This window comes from Pseudomonas sp. H1_F01 (assembly GCF_054681425.1).
Genome location: NZ_CP162823.1, coordinates 6,191,231 through 6,206,141 on the forward strand (window position 1 = coordinate 6,191,231; position 14,911 = coordinate 6,206,141).

Here is a 14,911-nt window from a genome sequence, read left to right on the forward strand (position 1 = left end):
GCTCCCACAGGTCCTGCTCAAACAGATCTGATGGGTGTACAACCGGGAGAGACGGGCCGGCTGTCAGGCCGCCTCGTCCTCAGTAACCGTTGGAGCCATAGTCAGGGGTAAACGCAAACCCAACCACCCGCTCAACCCCCGTCTCCAACCGCCCATCCGGCAACAACCGCAACCACCGATACCCCGGCGCCTGCGAGCCCACCGCAAAATCCTCACTCCCCGGCTCAAACTGAATACAGGTCGAAGGCGAAGCCAACAAACGAACCCCCTCGCGCATCCGGTCAACCTCCTGGTGCACATGCCCCCACAACACCGCCCGCACCTGAGGAAACCGATCCAACACCGCAAACAGCGCCTCAGGATTACGCAACCCAATCGGCTCCATCCACGCACACCCAATCGAAACAGGATGATGATGCAGGCACACCAAGTGATGCCGCTCCGGCGCCTCGCTCAAGGCATTGGCCAACAGAATCAACTGCTCCTCGGCCAAAAAACCCGGCACCGAACCAGGCACGGCGGAATCCAGCATCGTCACCCGCCAGTTGCCAATGTCCACCACCGGATTGAGCAACGTGCTCTTGACCGCCGCCTCAAGCATCACCTGCGGCTCATCATGGTTGCCGGGAATCCACCGCGCCGGCGCATCGATTCGCGCAGTCAATTGCCGAAACGCCGCGTAGGACTCCAGCGTGCCGTCCTGGGACAGATCCCCGGTGGCGAGCATCAGGTCAATGTCCGGCTGCTGCTTGAGCACCAAATCAATGACCGCCCACAAACTGTCACGGGTATTCATGCCCAGCAACGAGGCATCGGCCTCGGCGAACAAATGGCTGTCAGACAGTTGGACCAGCAACGCCGCATCGGCAGTGGTCAAGCTGGATACGCTCGGCAAATCGCTCTCTCCCAGGCGCAGTCACGCCGTTGCATGAAGCCGCAATTATGCTGGGGGATGATCGAAAGGGGAAACCCGCGAACCGGAACCGGTTCACAACTACCGAACGACTTCGAACTCGTGGCCCAGCGCCAGGCAATGACTCAGCCACTCGCCCAGGAACAGGTTCAACTGGGCTTTTTCATCCGGCTGGTGCATTGACGCATTGGGGTAAGGATAGATGCCGCGAAAGCGTCGTGCATGTTCAGCGCTGACGACTTCGGCCATGCGCGCATCGTGATAGACCTGGACCTCCAGCTGCGGCACCGGCAGCCAGGGCAGGCTGTGCTCCTGGCGCACTTGCAGCGTGGTGGTGTAGGGGCAAGTCTGCAACACTTCCAGAGCCAGCACGCCCAGCATCTGGTCGCCGTGGGTCACGGCGATACGCCGCGGCGCCGGATCGTTGCGCATGTCCGGCAACAAGCGCATCAGGCGGGCGTAGTTGGCCTCGCAGGCGGCCTGCAACCCCACCAGATCGACGCGATAGCGATCGCGCAGCTTGTTCAGGACCATAGCCCCCTCACTTCCTCGCGGTTCAAGGCCAGCCATTGCAGGGCGATGATGCTCGGTGCATTGCAGATTTGTCCGTCGCGCACAGCTTGCAGGGCATCTTCGAAAGACCAGACCTTGACGCGGATATCTTCCGCCTCTTCCACCAGGCCATGCAGCCCGCCCGCCCCCGTGCTGTCGCAACGCCCCAGGTACAAATGGACGAATTCATCGCTGCCGCCCGGGGATGGAAAATACTTGGTCATCGGCCAAAGCGCAGCGAAGGCAAGCCCAGCTTCCTCCTGCGCTTCACGATGAGCAACTTCTTCCGGTTGTTCGTCCTTGTCGATCAGGCCGGCCACCAATTCCACCAGCCAAGGGTTGGCGATCTTGTCCATGGCGCCGACGCGAAACTGCTCGATCAACACCACTTCATCGCGCTGCGGGTCGTAGGGCAACACGCACACCGCGTCATGGCGCACGAACAATTCACGGCTGATTTCGCGGCTCATGCCACCGGCAAACAATTCGTGACGCAAGTGCACACGGTCGAGTTTGTAGAAACCCTGGAAGCAGCTCTCGCGCTTGACGATGTCCACGGTGCTCGGTGCGGCGTTGGCGAAATCGGTCATGACAATCCTCGTGTGCAATGGATCAATACGAGGTTCCAACCTCGGCTTCGCGCCATCCTAACGCGCCCGTACCCTTTGATGCAGCCCCTTTCCACTCATCGGGATGGACGGCAGAAGGTGAAAGAACTCTAATGAGCTTAGTGGCGAACTGATTGTCCTGCTGGCAGTCGAAGCGGGTAACTTTTCGCCTTTCCCTGTTCCATGAAGGACGCCCATGTCGCTTTTCAAAACTGCCTCCGTGGCCGCCATTGCCCTGACCCTGGGCGCTTGCCAAAGCCTGTTCCAACCCAATTACCGCGCACCGCTGGAAACCACCCGCGATGCGTCGGAACAACTGCAACAAGGTTGCGCCAGTGCCGACTGCCCGTTGGTGAACATCGATACCCTGCACTTCCCCACCGAGCCGGCCCTGGACGGCATCGTCGAAAAACGCCTGCTGCAAATGACCCGCACCACCCCGGACGCCCCGGTTGCGCCGACGCTTGCCGCCTATCGCGAGCAGTTCCTGCGCAACGCCACGCCCCGCAACAGCAGCTATTTGCAGGCCAAGGTACGTGAGCAACATGACGGCCTGGTGATCATCGAATTGTCCAGCTACCTGGACACCGGCGGCGCCCACGGTACGCCGGGCCGTGGCTTCATCAACTATTCGCGCCAGCAACACAAGGTGCTGACACTGTCGGACATGCTCCTGCCGGGCCAGGAAGAAGCGTTCTGGAAAGCCGCCCAGGTCGCCCACAACAGTTGGCTGATCAGCACCAAGCTGGATCAGGAACCCGAGTTCCTGAAACAGTGGTCCTTCCAGAAAACCCCACACGTGGCGCTGACCTACGGCGGGGTGATCCTCAAGTACGAAGTGAGCACCATCGCGCCATACGCCCTGGGCCACATCGAATTGAAGATCGCTTACCCACGCCTCAATGGCATCCTCAAGCCCGAGCTGTTCCCCGGCCGTAGCTGAAAGCCCGGCCCAGCAACAGTTGCAGCAACCCTGCCAGGATCAGCGACGGCAGGGTTGCGCCGATGTCCGGATAGAAGTTGGCCAGCAAGTGATAAGTGCTCACCCCACCCAACCAGGCCAACAGGGCCGGCCAGCGCAACGCGGCTGACACCACTTGGCTGCTGCGTTTGCGCAGGATGAAGTGGTCCACCAGCACCACGCCGAACAGCGGTGCGAACACCGAGCCGATCAGCAACAGGAAGTTCTGGTATTGCGCCAACGGCGCGAAGCAGGCGATCAAGGTGCAGAGTACGCCGATCGCCAAGGCCAGGTGCTCGACCTTCAGCCCCGACAACATGCCACTGGAGACCGCCGCCGAGTGAATGTCGGCGAAGGCGTTTTCCGACTCATCCAGCAGAATCAGCAGCAACGGAATGCCCAACCCGGCGCCCGCCAGGGCCAGCAGCAGCGCATTGACTTCACCGCTTGGCGCGAACGCCAGGGTGTAGGCCACGCCCAGGCTCATCAGCCAGAAGTTACCGATGAAGAACCCCAACGCGGTGCCGCCAAACACATTTTTGGCGCGTTTGCCGAAACGCGAGTAGTCGGCGATCAGCGGCAACCACGACAGCGGCATCGCAATGGCGATATCAAACCCCACCGCCAACGGCATCGAGCCGTCGCCCGCCTGGGCCCACAGCGCTGCCAGGTCGGCCTTGGCAAACAGATTCCAGGTCAACCAGATACACGCCGCCAGCAGCAGCCAGATGCCCCACTTGCGCAGGACCTTGCGCACGAACGTCAACGGCCCGCTGACCGCGAGCAGGGTCGCCAGGGCGCCGAAGAACAGCGTCCACAGCAGTGGGTTGGAGCCCAGGCTGCCTTCGCTGAAGGCTCGGGCACCGAGCAGGCTGGCGGCGTCACGCATGACGATGATTTCGAACGAGCCCCAGCCGATCAGCTGCAGCAGGTTCAACACCGCCGGCACGCTCGCGCCCTTGCCGCCAAGGCTGAGCTTGAGCGCGGCCATGGCCGACAGGCCGGTGTCGCTGCCGATCACGCCGACGGCCGCCAGCAGCAGGACGCCCACCAGCGTACCGAGGAAAATCGCCAGCAACGAACCACTCAAGCCCAGGCCCGGCGCGAGCAAGGCGCCGACCTGCAAGACCATCAGGCCGATGCCCAGGGAGAACCACAGGGAAAACAGATCGCGGGCGCCGAAGACGCGCTTGTCCAGGGGCACGGCGGTGTCTGGGGAGTAGGTGCTGGGTTGGATGTTCAAGGGTTGTTGTCTCAGAGGGATATTTGTTGTTTTGGGGGCCGCTATCGCGAGCAAGCTCGCTCCCACAGGGGGCCTGCTGCGAACACAAATCTTGTGAACAACAGAAACCCACTGTGGGAGCGAGCTTGCTCGCGATGGGGGCGGTGAAAACACCGCCCCCATCAGCTCAAATCAGACTTTCTTGTAAAGCTGACTACCTTCCTTCTTGAACCGCTCTGCCTGCTCCGCCAAGCCCTGGGCAACGTCCACGTCCACAGCCTCGATGCGTTGGTTGGCCGCGTACTCGCGCACTTCCTGGGTGATTTTCATCGAGCAGAACTTCGGCCCGCACATCGAGCAGAAATGCGCGACCTTGGCCGAGTCCTTGGGCAGGGTTTCGTCGTGGTACGAGCGGGCGGTGTCCGGGTCCAGGCCGAGGTTGAACTGGTCCTCCCAACGGAACTCGAAACGCGCCTTGCTCAAGGCGTTGTCACGGATCTGCGCGCCCGGGTGGCCCTTGGCAAGGTCGGCGGCGTGGGCGGCGATCTTGTAGGTGATGATCCCGGTCTTCACGTCATCCTTGTTCGGCAAGCCGAGGTGTTCCTTCGGCGTGACGTAGCAGAGCATCGCGCAACCGAACCAGCCGATCATCGCCGCACCGATGCCGGAGGTGATGTGGTCGTAGCCCGGCGCAATGTCGGTGGTCAGCGGGCCGAGGGTGTAGAACGGCGCCTCGTCGCAGCACTCGAGCTGCTTGTCCATGTTCTCTTTGATCAGTTGCATCGGCACATGGCCGGGGCCTTCGATCATGCATTGCACGTCGTGCTTCCAGGCGATCTTGGTCAGCTCGCCGAGGGTTTCCAGCTCACCGAACTGCGCTTCGTCGTTGGCGTCGGCAATCGAGCCCGGACGCAGGCCATCGCCCAGCGAGAAGCTGACGTCGTAGGCCTTCATGATTTCGCAGATGTCTTCGAAGTGGGTGTAGAGGAAGTTCTCTTTGTGGTGCGCCAGGCACCACTTGGCCATGATCGAACCACCACGGCTGACGATACCGGTGACGCGCTTGGCGGTCATCGGCACATAGCGCAGCAACACGCCGGCGTGGATGGTGAAGTAATCGACGCCCTGCTCGGCCTGTTCGATCAGCGTGTCGCGAAACAGCTCCCAAGTCAGGTCTTCGGCCGCGCCGCCGACTTTTTCCAGGGCCTGGTAGATTGGCACAGTGCCGATCGGTACCGGCGAGTTGCGGATGATCCACTCGCGGGTTTCATGGATGTGCTTGCCGGTGGACAGGTCCATGACCGTGTCCGAACCCCAACGGATGCCCCAGGTCAGCTTCGCCACTTCTTCTTCGATGGACGAACCCAACGCGCTGTTGCCGATGTTGCCGTTGATCTTCACCAGGAAGTTACGGCCGATGATCATCGGTTCCAGTTCGGTGTGGTTGATGTTGGCCGGGATGATCGCGCGACCACGGGCGATTTCGTCACGCACGAATTCCGGGGTAATGACTTTCGGCACGCTGGCGCCGAAGCTGTGGCCGGCGTGTTGCTGGTCCAGCAGGCCAGCGGCGCGGGCGACTTCCAGCTTCATGTTTTCGCGGATGGCGACGTATTCCATCTCGGCGGTGATGATGCCTTTGCGCGCGTAGTGCATCTGGCTGACGTTGGCACCCGGCTTGGCGCGACGCGGGTTGTTCACGTGGGCGAAGCGTAGCTTGGTCAGCTCGGGATCGGCCAGGCGTTCCTGGCCGAAGCTGGAGCTCAGGCCCGCCAGGCGCTCGGTGTCGCCACGGGCTTCGATCCACGAAGAGCGCACATCGGCCAGGCCTTTGCGCACGTCGATGATCACGTTCGGGTCGGTGTAGGGGCCCGAGGTGTCGTACACCACGACCGGCGCGTTGATTTCGCCGCCGAAGTCGGTGGGGGTCACGTCGAGGCTGATTTCGCGCATGGGCACGCGGATATCCGGGCGGCTGCCTTGGACATAGATTTTTTGCGAGCGGGTAAAGGGCTGAACCGATTGCTGATCGACCTGGGCCGATTCACTCAGGTTGGTCGCGTTTTTTGATTTTGTCGTCATCACGGGCTCTCCAGACACACATCCAGGCAGTGGATTTTTGTCGGAGCGAACCTGTAACGAATGGACGCGTCCCAGCACGAAAGTGCGGACGCTGTGCTTGCTGCTCGAGCATGTTCGAAGATCGAAAGTCGATGGTCGAACAACATCCCGGACGAAGCACAAGAGGACTCGCCGGGTGACGAGAAATCTTGTTCCCTACGCAGGCGCTAACCTGATCAGGTTCAACGGGATCCGAAATTATTCGATCTCAGCCTCATAGCAAGGCACCCCGACAAGAACCCGGCCAGTCTAGACACAACCACGAGAGAACGCCATCACCAGGGCAAAAGGCGTGATGAATGGCGCATATACAGGATTGTTGCCGCGCGCAGGCGCAACTACACTCGCTACGCCGCGCACATCGATATGCGCACTCTCATTCGTGAACTCTCATTTTATAAAGCAGGGATAGCCTCATGCTGCGCAAACTTTCACTGGCCCTTGCCGTGTCTTGTGCGTCCAACGCAATGGCATGGGCTGCCGAAGCGCCCCTGACCACCAAAACCGATCTGGTGAGCGTGTATCAGGAAGCGGTGGACAACAACGCCGACCTGGCCGCGGCCCGCGCCCAGTATGGCGCCCAGAAGGAAGTGGTACCCCAGGCTCGCGCCGGGTTGTTGCCCAACCTTTCGGCCGGCGCCGACCTGAACAACACGCGTACCGAGCTTGACCAGCCGGCGATGACCGCCACCCGCAGCTCCACGGTTTACCAGGCGACGCTGTCCCAGCCGATTTTCCGCGCCGACCGCTGGTTCCAGCTCCAGGCGGCAAAGTCCGTCGACGAACAAGCGTCGCTGCAACTGTCGGCCACTGAACAGAACATGATCCTGCAAAGCGCCGAGAGCTACTTCAACGTGCTGCGCAGCCAGGACAACCTGGCCTCGACCAAGGCCGAGGAGGCCGCGTTCAAGCGCCAGCTCGACCAATCCAACGAACGCTTCGACGTAGGCCTGTCGGACAAGACCGACGTGCTGCAATCCCAGGCCAGCTACGACACAGCACGGGCCAACCGGATCCTCGCCCAGCGCCAGGTCGACGATGCCTTCGAAGCCTTGATCACCCTGACCAACCGCCAGTACAACTCGCTCCAGGGCATCGTCCACACCCTGCCGATCCTGCCGCCGACACCGAACGATGCCAAAGCCTGGGTCGACACGGCGGCCAAGCAGAACCTGAACCTGCTGGCCAGCAACTACGCCGTCGATGCCGCCGAGGACACCCTGCGCCAACGCAAGGCTGGCCATGCGCCGACCCTCGATGCGATAGCCCAGTACAAAAAAGGCGACAACGACGGCCTCGGCTTCACCAACCCGAACCCCACAGGCCAGCGTTATGGCGGCGATGCCGAGCAACGCACCATCGGCCTGCAACTGAGCATCCCGATCTACAGCGGCGGACTGACCAGCTCCCAAGTGCGTGAGTCCTACTCGCAGCTCACCCAGACCGAGCAGCAACGCGAAGGCCTGCGCCGGCAGGTGGTGGAAAACACCCGCAACCTGCACCGCGCGGTAAACACCGACGTGGAACAGGTCCAGGCCCGGCGCCAGTCGATCATCTCCAACCAGAGCGCGGTGGAAGCCACGGAAATCGGCTACCAGGTGGGCACCCGCAACATCGTTGATGTGCTCGACGCCCAGCGTCAGCTGTACACCTCGGTGCGCAACTACAACAACGCCCGCTACGACTACATCCTCGACAACCTGCGTCTCAAGCAGGCGGCCGGAACGTTGAGCCCAGCGGACCTGCAGGACCTGTCGCGCTACCTCAAGCCCGACTACAACCCGGACCGCGACTTCCTGCCGCCGGACCTGGCGCAAGCGGCAGCGGCGCAATTGCGCTCACGGCCGACGCAGTAATTAAGTGCCGATCATTCCCGCGCTCTGCGTGGGAATGATCACTGTCTGGCGAGCAACCGCCCCAACCCCTCCAGCAATCGCTGCAATGCGCCCTGGTTGCTGCGCATCACCTTCAACCCCGCCTCGGCCATACGCTGGGCATCGCGGGGCAGTTCGAACAGGCGCTGTACCGCCAGGGCCAGGCTTTCGGCATCGTCCACTTCCGCCAGCGCACCGGCAGCGTGCAGTTGCGCGGCTATTTCGAGGAAGTTGAACAAGTGCGGCCCGCTGAGCACCGGTTTCGCCAGCGCCGCCGGCTCGAGCAGGTTGTGCCCACCGTTGGGCACCAGGCTGCCACCGACAAACGCGCTGTCGGCCAACGCATAGAGAAACAGCAATTCACCCATGGTGTCACCGAGCAACACCGAAGCCTGCGCGGTCACGGACTGGCCGCTGGAGCGCCGCACCGTGGCCAACCCTTCGCTTACACACAGTTGGTGCACTGCGTCGAAGCGCTCGGGATGACGCGGCACCAGGATCAGCAACGCATCGGGATAACTCTCGAGCAACCGACGGTGGGCGGCCAGCACCACTTCGTCCTCGCCTTCATGGGTACTGGCGGCGATCCACACCGGGCGCTCGGTTGCCTGCCACTGGCGGCGCAAGGCGCTGGCGTCTTCGAGCAGTTGCGGGTCGATGGTCAGGTCGAACTTGATGGAACCGGTGACTTCGACGGTTTCCGCCCGCGCGCCCAATTGGCGAAAACGCTCGGCTTCGGCTTCGGTCTGTACGGCGAACAGGCTCATCTCGGCGAGCATGGGCCGGGTGAGCTTGGGAAAGCGCCCATAGCCCCGCGCCGAGCGCTCCGACAACCGCGCGTTGGCCAGGGCCACGGGAATGCCGCGCCTGGCGCATTGGTGAATATGGTTGGGCCACAGCTCGGTTTCCATGATCACCGCCAGGGACGGCCGGACCCGGTCGAGAAAACGCTTGGCGGCGCAGGGCAAGTCGTAAGGCAAATAGCAATGCTGGATGCGCGGCTCGTTGGCGAACAACGCCTGGATCCGCTCCGAACCGGTGGGCGTCATGCACGTGACCGTGATCGGCAGCTGTGGATAACGTTGCAGCAAGGCGCGGATCATTGGCGCGGCGGCGATGCTCTCGCCCACCGACACCGCGTGGACCCAGATGCCCCCAGGCACCATGACCGGCAGCCCCCAGGAGAACCGCTCGCCAATGCGCCGGGCATAAGCCGGCGCCTTGCGGGCCCGCAACCACAGCCGAATCGCTACCAGTGGCAGCCCCAGGTAAAACAACGCGCTATAGAGAGTTCTGTTCATGGCGGCGGAGTTTATCGGTTTTTCAGCCAATCGCCTGCAACTGCACGGCAAAACGTTCCGCCAGCCAACGCGCGGCCGGGCCCAGGGGTTCGTCGCGGCGCCAGACCAGTTCCACCACCAGGGCCGGCGGGGTCCATTCGCTGCTGAGTTCGACCATGTCGCCCAGGTACGCCGGGTATTGCACCACATGCCGAGGCAACCAGGCCCAGCCCAGGCCACTCCTCAGCCATTCGGCCAGCACATAGAAACTGTCGGCCCGCCAGACCTGCGGGCTGGCCTGCTCACTGCCGGGATAGACACTGGACTGGGTCGCCATCAACAACTGGCGATGCCGGGCCATTTCCCGGCAGGTCACATAAGCATGGTTCGCCAGTGGGTGGCCCCTGCCGCACACCGTCACCATCTCGACGCTGCCCAGCACCCGGCGCTCCAGCGCCTCGGGGATCTGGTCGTGATAGAACAGCAAGCCGAGGTCGGCGCGGCGCTCCACCAGTTTGCGCGCCACATCGCCTTGGGCGGCGCTGGCCAGTTGCACTTCGAGGGTGGGGAATTGCTCGGCCAGGGCCGCCAGGCTGTCGATGACCGGCTGATAGGGCATGGCTTCGTCCTGGGCCAGGCGCAGCGACGCTTCCTGCCCGCGCATCAGGGCCAGGGCCCGGCCATTGAGACGCTCGCACTGACGCAGCACTTCCCTGGCCTCTTCAAGCAAGGCTTCGCCAGCGTCGGTGAGCCTGGGCTGACGACCGCTGCTGCGCTCGAACAGGCTCACGCCCAAATCCGTCTCCAGCAACGCAATCGCACTGCTGATGGCCGATTGGGCCTTGCGCTGATCCCGGGCCACGGCTGAAAACGAACGTTTCTCGGCGACCCCGACAAATAGCCGCAATTGCTCCAGGTTCCACTGTACGTTCATGGCTCAACCTATCTCCATTACAGATAGGTAATGACTTTACCGCATCTGCCCCATCTCTAGAATGGCCCCATCGAAAGACGCAACCGTCGAAGAGGAACCGCTCATGAACGCCTACTACTACCTGGCCATCGCCATCTGCGCCGAAGTCATCGCCACCGTTTCAATGAAAGCGATCAAGGGCCTGAGCACACCTCTGCCTTTGCTGCTGGTCATCGTCGGCTACGGCACCGCATTCTGGATGCTGACGCTGGTGGTGCGCACCGTACCGGTGGGCGTGGCCTATGCGGTCTGGGCCGGGCTGGGGATCGTCATGGTCAGTGTGGCGGCGCTGTTCATCTACGGGCAGAAACTGGACGTGCCGGCGATGCTGGGGATGGCGTTGATTGTTCTCGGGGTTGTCGTGATCCAACTCTTTTCCAAGACTGCCGGGCACTAACAAGAGTCAGAAACTATGGGAACAAGGCTTGTGTGGGAGCAAGGCTTGCCCGCGATGACGGCTCTGCGGTCTTAAAGAAATCAAGTTGCCTGTATCGCGAGCAAGCTTTGCTCCCACAGGTTGATCGCCAACAAATTCCCTCTGCATCGAGTCTGTATACTGCGCCCTCGTCTTGAACATTGAGGTCGCTCATGCCATCCGTTATTTCCACCGACATTCTGATTGTCGGCGCAGGCGTCGCCGGCCTCTGGCTGAATGCACGCCTGCGTCGCCAGGGTTTTTCGACCGTGCTGGTGGAAAGCGCCAGCCTCGGCGGCGGGCAGAGTGTCAAATCCCAGGGCATCATCCATGGCGGCGCCAAGTACGCCCTGCACGGCGCCCTGACCGGTGCCTCGGAAGCCATCGCCGACATGCCGCGTCGCTGGCGTGAGGCCCTGAAAGGTGAAGGTGAGCTGGACCTGTCCGGCGTGCGCATGCTGTCCGATGCCCATTACCTCTGGTCCCCCGGCACCCTGGCCGGCAACCTCACCAGTTTCTTTGCCAGCAAGGCCGTGCGCGGGCGGATCGATCAGGTCAAGGGCGATCAGTTGCCACCGGCCCTGCAAGACAAGCGCTTCAAGGGCAAGGTCTATCGCCTGGCCGAGCTGGTGGTGGACGTGCCGAGTGTGATCGCGCGCCTGGCGGAACTGGCCGGCGACAGCTTGCTGGCCGGGCAGCACATCGAACCGCTGCGCGAAGGTGGCGAGCTGATCGGACTCAAGGTCGATGGCCGCGAGATTCGTGCCCAGCGCATTGTCCTCAGCGCCGGGGGCGGCACCGCCGACCTGCTCAGCGCCCTGGGCCTGGACCAGCCAGCCATGCAGCGCCGACCGTTGCACATGGTCCTGGTCAAGGGCCCCAGCCTCAAGCCCCTCTACGCCCATTGTCTGGGCGGCGGACCGAAGCCGCGCGTCACCGTGACCACCCACCCGGCGGCCGATGGCCAATGGGTCTGGTACGTGGGTGGCGATCTGGCCGAAGGTGATGGCGTGACCCGCGAGCCTGCCGCGCAGATCGCCGCCGCCCAGAAAGAACTCGGCCAATTGTTGCCTTGGATTGACCTGAGCACCGCGCAATGGGCCACGCTGCGGGTTGACCGCGCCGAACCGTTGCAGTCAGGCCTGACCCGCCCGGACAACGCCTTCCTCGCCGAACAGGATCGCCTGCTGGTGGGCTGGCCGACTAAATTGGCCCTGGCGCCGGACTTCGCCGATCGGGTGGTCAATGCCCTGCAACGCGATGGTATCCAGCCAAGCCACCCGGCCCCACTGCCGGACCTGCCGAAGCCGCCCATGGGCGTCCCTGCCTGGGAGCAACTGCTGCCATGAGCCAACCGACCCTGCATGACCTCTATCGCCCCCTGGGCCATGACGGCCCGCGGGTCTCCCCCCTGGGCCTGGGCACCGTCAAGCTCGGTCGCGACCAAGGCGTCAAATACCCCAACGGCTTTCAGATCCCCGATGACGACGAAGCGCGCATGTTGCTCAAACTGGCGCGCGACCTGGGTATCAACCTGATCGACACCGCGCCGGCCTATGGCCGCAGCGAAGAGCGCCTCGGCCCGCTGCTGCGCGGCCAACGCCAGGACTGGGTGATTGTCAGCAAGGTCGGCGAAGAATTCAGCGACGGCCAATCGCGCCACGACTTCAGTGCCGCCCATACCCGATTTTCGGTGGAACGCAGCCTCAAGCGCCTGGAAACCGACTATATCGACCTGGTCCTGGTACATTCGGATGGCAACGACCTGGCGATCCTCAACGACAGCGAGGTCTACCCGACCCTGGCGGCGCTCAAGCGCGAGGGCAAGATCGGCGGCTTCGGTTTTTCCGGCAAGACCGTCGACGGTGGCTTGAAAGCCCTGGAGCAAGGCGATTGTGCGATGGTCACCTACAATCTGAACGAACGAAACGAAAAGGCTGTCATTGAATACGCCAGCGAACACGGCAAAGCGATCCTGGTGAAGAAAGCCCTGGCCAGTGGTCACGTCTGCCTGAGCCCCGGGGTAGACCCGGTTCGCGCCAGCTTCGAACTGTTGTTTGAGCATCCTGGTGTCGCCAGTGCTATTGTCGGCACCATCAATCCGCTGCACCTCGCCCATAACGTCGCGACCGTAGCCAAGGTCCTGCGTAAAAACTGACGCCGCCCTACGCGGCCTTAAGGAAGGAGCCGACATGCCGCGTACGCTCATCAGAAAGAATCCCAGCAACTTCAAGACCCTGCCCCTGTTCGTCGAAGCGACACCCGAAGGCCTGACTTACCAGAGCGTCGGGATGCCGCTGAATTTCGCCCAGACCTTGCAGCGCCGCCGCCCGGTAGCCGTGGCCGATACCGAGCGTTTTTCCCTGGAGTTGGCAAACCTGGGCGTTTCCGTGCGCCTGACCCTGCATTGGCAGAACCGCGACTATTGGGTACTGGTGCGCCAGCGCCGGCAGGATCGCGGCGATGTGGTGCTCAAGCTGATTTCCGGCTACGTCCCGGCCCACGAGCTGAACCTGCCGCTGCTCACCGCCATCAGCGAAATTGCCGAAGAATGCCTGCTGGAAACCCCGGAAGGCTGGCTCGGAGGGCGTTTCAACGACACCTGGCTGCCGGCCCCCTACGCCACGGCCCTGCATTACCGCGAAGCCTTGCCGTTTCGGCTGACGCCACTCTCGGGATCGGCCCGCCCGGTGCGCAGCGCCAACCTGCAACTGATCGAGCGACCACGGGCCTATGTGCACCTGCCGACGGCATCGCTGCAACTGATTTATGACTTGCGTCTGGATGTGCCCAAGGAAGCCAAGTCCCTGAGCCTGTTTCACGTCGATGAGCGTCTGGAAGGCGACCAGTTGGTCGCGCGCCTGGATCGCAAACGGCCCGATCTGTACCTGATGCCGCTTGAAGATGGCAAGCCGATTGGTGAGCTCTATACGCTTAAACGTGATCAACTGATTGCGGCCAGCACCCGAGGCCTGCACCTGGCCGAAAGCTTCGCCAGCCAAGAGGGCTGGGTGGTCCGCGACGAACGCATCCGCTGGAAGGATTGGCTGGTGAAACAAGGCTTGGAAGTGCACACGCCTCGTCGCCAAGGCCTGACCACCTTGCACAAGAAAGCCATGGGCCTGATGCGCATGGTTCGCGGGACGCTACACAAATAGCGTCAACTGGAACGCCGCTTATCCAGATAGGTTCGCCACCGTGCAAACAGATGGAAATAGCGATTCTCGCGCTTACCCATGCCACGCTTGGGCGAGAAAGACTCTTCGGCGAAGGCGCCATCGATTCGCACCCGTGACGCCGTGGTCGGCAGGGTGCAAACCTTCACCTGTGCTTGTTGCAATGCGTATTTGAGCAGCCGCTCGGAATGCAGTTGCCTACCCGTTGCCTCGCAAAAATCGAAAATACGTTCGATACGCTTGCCATAGGCTCGGTAGGCATCACGCCCGCAAATAGCGAAACGGTCGTTCAAGCCCCCCCACCATTGCCAGTCCGGGATGTAGGCATTCAATCTGCGTGCATCAGGATGAGCGAACACATATGCCGGAAGCGCTGTGTGGTAGAAATTGTCAGGGCGCACAAACACGACGAAATCCGGATCAAACGGTTCCATCATGGCCGTAACGGCATTCAGGGAATTGAGCTGGTAGATCAGATTTCTGAGCGAAGCATGCTCATCTCCCCAGGTATCGCCCAAGGACTTGACCCGCTCGAAGTCCCAGCGTTCCAGGACTCCCTCGGTAGAGTCGAGGCGACCGGTCATGGTGCTGAACGGCGCATAGTTGTCCGCTTTCAGTTCACCTTGCTCCCCCGAGCGCGGATTGCGGATTTCATCGATTTTGTACAGATGATAAAAACACTGTACTTCGCTCCCGGCAGGAATCTGTGCCAGGACGTTCTCTTGAATAGAGGGAAAACAGATTTCCGAGTTTCTCGGAATACCAAAAAAAGCCAGCGCAACTTTCAACACGCGTCCTGCCCTTGTCGTAAAAAAG

General features: G+C 62.1%; 14 protein-coding genes and 1 riboswitch. Of the genes, 6 read left to right on the forward strand and 8 right to left on the reverse strand.

The window, feature by feature from the left end:
• Positions 1-79: 79 nt before the first annotated feature.
• From cpdA to AB4O09_RS27920, 3 genes are all read right to left on the reverse strand, one after another.
• Entirely contained in the window at positions 80-895 is an 816-nt protein-coding gene (cpdA, locus tag AB4O09_RS27910) for a 3',5'-cyclic-AMP phosphodiesterase (protein WP_003197172.1), read from the reverse strand.
• A gap of 99 nt (positions 896-994) precedes the next feature.
• Complete coding sequence (locus AB4O09_RS27915) at positions 995-1,447, reverse strand: DUF1249 domain-containing protein (RefSeq protein WP_003186471.1); 453 nt, start codon at positions 1,445-1,447, stop codon at positions 995-997.
• On the reverse strand, positions 1,438-2,055 hold the full coding sequence (locus AB4O09_RS27920; protein ID WP_003197169.1) for an NUDIX domain-containing protein: 618 nt from the start codon (positions 2,053-2,055) through the stop codon (positions 1,438-1,440). The genes AB4O09_RS27915 and AB4O09_RS27920 overlap by 10 nt, the downstream gene beginning before the upstream one ends.
• Positions 2,056-2,269: 214 nt before the next feature.
• Between AB4O09_RS27920 and AB4O09_RS27925 the strand changes: the two genes are divergently transcribed.
• Entirely contained in the window at positions 2,270-3,016 is a 747-nt protein-coding gene (locus AB4O09_RS27925; protein WP_003197166.1) for a DUF3298 domain-containing protein, read from the forward strand.
• On the opposite strand, the gene cytX is transcribed toward AB4O09_RS27925, so the two are convergent.
• On the reverse strand, positions 2,985-4,277 hold the full coding sequence (gene cytX / locus AB4O09_RS27930; protein WP_013692126.1) for a putative hydroxymethylpyrimidine transporter CytX: 1,293 nt from the start codon (positions 4,275-4,277) through the stop codon (positions 2,985-2,987). The genes AB4O09_RS27925 and cytX overlap by 32 nt on opposite strands.
• A gap of 171 nt (positions 4,278-4,448) precedes the next feature.
• A complete protein-coding gene (gene thiC, locus AB4O09_RS27935) occupies positions 4,449-6,338 on the reverse strand; it encodes a phosphomethylpyrimidine synthase ThiC (protein ID WP_003197160.1) in 1,890 nt (629 codons plus the stop codon).
• Positions 6,339-6,513: 175 nt separating this feature from the next.
• A riboswitch (TPP riboswitch) is annotated at positions 6,514-6,619 on the reverse strand.
• 174 nt (positions 6,620-6,793) lie between these two features.
• Between thiC and AB4O09_RS27940 the strand changes: the two genes are divergently transcribed.
• Positions 6,794-8,233, forward strand: a complete 1,440-nt coding sequence (locus tag AB4O09_RS27940) for a TolC family outer membrane protein (protein WP_003197157.1) — start codon at positions 6,794-6,796, stop codon at positions 8,231-8,233.
• Between the two features lie 38 nt (positions 8,234-8,271).
• Here the strand turns inward: AB4O09_RS27940 and waaA are convergent, their stop codons facing one another.
• Positions 8,272-9,552 carry a lipid IV(A) 3-deoxy-D-manno-octulosonic acid transferase gene (gene waaA, locus AB4O09_RS27945; RefSeq protein ID WP_003197156.1) on the reverse strand — a complete coding sequence of 427 codons (1,281 nt, stop codon included), beginning with the start codon at positions 9,550-9,552 and terminating at the stop codon, positions 8,272-8,274.
• A 22-nt stretch (positions 9,553-9,574) separates the two neighbouring features.
• The gene (locus AB4O09_RS27950) at positions 9,575-10,465 is read right to left on the reverse strand and encodes a LysR family transcriptional regulator (protein ID WP_003197154.1); all 891 of its coding nucleotides are present in this window, start codon (positions 10,463-10,465) and stop codon (positions 9,575-9,577) included.
• 103 nt (positions 10,466-10,568) lie between these two features.
• On the opposite strand from AB4O09_RS27950, the gene AB4O09_RS27955 reads away from it, so the two are divergent.
• From AB4O09_RS27955 to AB4O09_RS27970, 4 genes are all read left to right on the forward strand, one after another.
• The gene (locus AB4O09_RS27955) at positions 10,569-10,901 is read left to right on the forward strand and encodes a DMT family transporter (RefSeq protein WP_003197153.1); all 333 of its coding nucleotides are present in this window, start codon (positions 10,569-10,571) and stop codon (positions 10,899-10,901) included.
• A gap of 191 nt (positions 10,902-11,092) precedes the next feature.
• A complete protein-coding gene (locus AB4O09_RS27960; RefSeq protein ID WP_460107765.1) occupies positions 11,093-12,268 on the forward strand; it encodes an NAD(P)/FAD-dependent oxidoreductase in 1,176 nt (391 codons plus the stop codon).
• Positions 12,265-13,077, forward strand: a complete 813-nt coding sequence (locus tag AB4O09_RS27965) for an aldo/keto reductase (protein WP_038856474.1) — start codon at positions 12,265-12,267, stop codon at positions 13,075-13,077. Before AB4O09_RS27960 ends, AB4O09_RS27965 begins: the two co-directional genes overlap by 4 nt.
• Positions 13,078-13,111: 34 nt before the next feature.
• Positions 13,112-14,077 carry a hypothetical protein gene (locus AB4O09_RS27970; protein WP_003197147.1) on the forward strand — a complete coding sequence of 322 codons (966 nt, stop codon included), beginning with the start codon at positions 13,112-13,114 and terminating at the stop codon, positions 14,075-14,077.
• 2 nt (positions 14,078-14,079) lie between these two features.
• Here AB4O09_RS27970 and AB4O09_RS27975 read toward each other — a convergent pair whose 3' ends face one another.
• On the reverse strand, positions 14,080-14,886 hold the full coding sequence (locus tag AB4O09_RS27975) for a hypothetical protein (protein WP_003197145.1): 807 nt from the start codon (positions 14,884-14,886) through the stop codon (positions 14,080-14,082).
• Between the last annotated feature and the right edge of the window lie 25 nt (positions 14,887-14,911).

What these genes read in the sequence shown, in the direction of transcription:
- AB4O09_RS27915 (WP_003186471.1), bottom strand. Translation starts at nt 1,447, where the DNA reads ATGGTCCTGAACAAGCTGCGCGATCGCTATCGCGTCGATCTGGTGGGG.
- AB4O09_RS27920 (WP_003197169.1), bottom strand. Translation starts at nt 2,055, where the DNA reads ATGACCGATTTCGCCAACGCCGCACCGAGCACCGTGGACATCGTCAAG.
- AB4O09_RS27925 (WP_003197166.1), top strand. Translation starts at nt 2,270, where the DNA reads ATGTCGCTTTTCAAAACTGCCTCCGTGGCCGCCATTGCCCTGACCCTG.
- thiC (WP_003197160.1), bottom strand. Translation starts at nt 6,338, where the DNA reads ATGACGACAAAATCAAAAAACGCGACCAACCTGAGTGAATCGGCCCAG.
- AB4O09_RS27940 (WP_003197157.1), top strand. Translation starts at nt 6,794, where the DNA reads ATGCTGCGCAAACTTTCACTGGCCCTTGCCGTGTCTTGTGCGTCCAAC.
- waaA (WP_003197156.1), bottom strand. Translation starts at nt 9,552, where the DNA reads ATGAACAGAACTCTCTATAGCGCGTTGTTTTACCTGGGGCTGCCACTG.
- AB4O09_RS27950 (WP_003197154.1), bottom strand. Translation starts at nt 10,465, where the DNA reads ATGAACGTACAGTGGAACCTGGAGCAATTGCGGCTATTTGTCGGGGTC.
- AB4O09_RS27955 (WP_003197153.1), top strand. Translation starts at nt 10,569, where the DNA reads ATGAACGCCTACTACTACCTGGCCATCGCCATCTGCGCCGAAGTCATC.
- AB4O09_RS27960 (WP_460107765.1), top strand. Translation starts at nt 11,093, where the DNA reads ATGCCATCCGTTATTTCCACCGACATTCTGATTGTCGGCGCAGGCGTC.
- AB4O09_RS27965 (WP_038856474.1), top strand. Translation starts at nt 12,265, where the DNA reads ATGAGCCAACCGACCCTGCATGACCTCTATCGCCCCCTGGGCCATGAC.
- AB4O09_RS27970 (WP_003197147.1), top strand. Translation starts at nt 13,112, where the DNA reads ATGCCGCGTACGCTCATCAGAAAGAATCCCAGCAACTTCAAGACCCTG.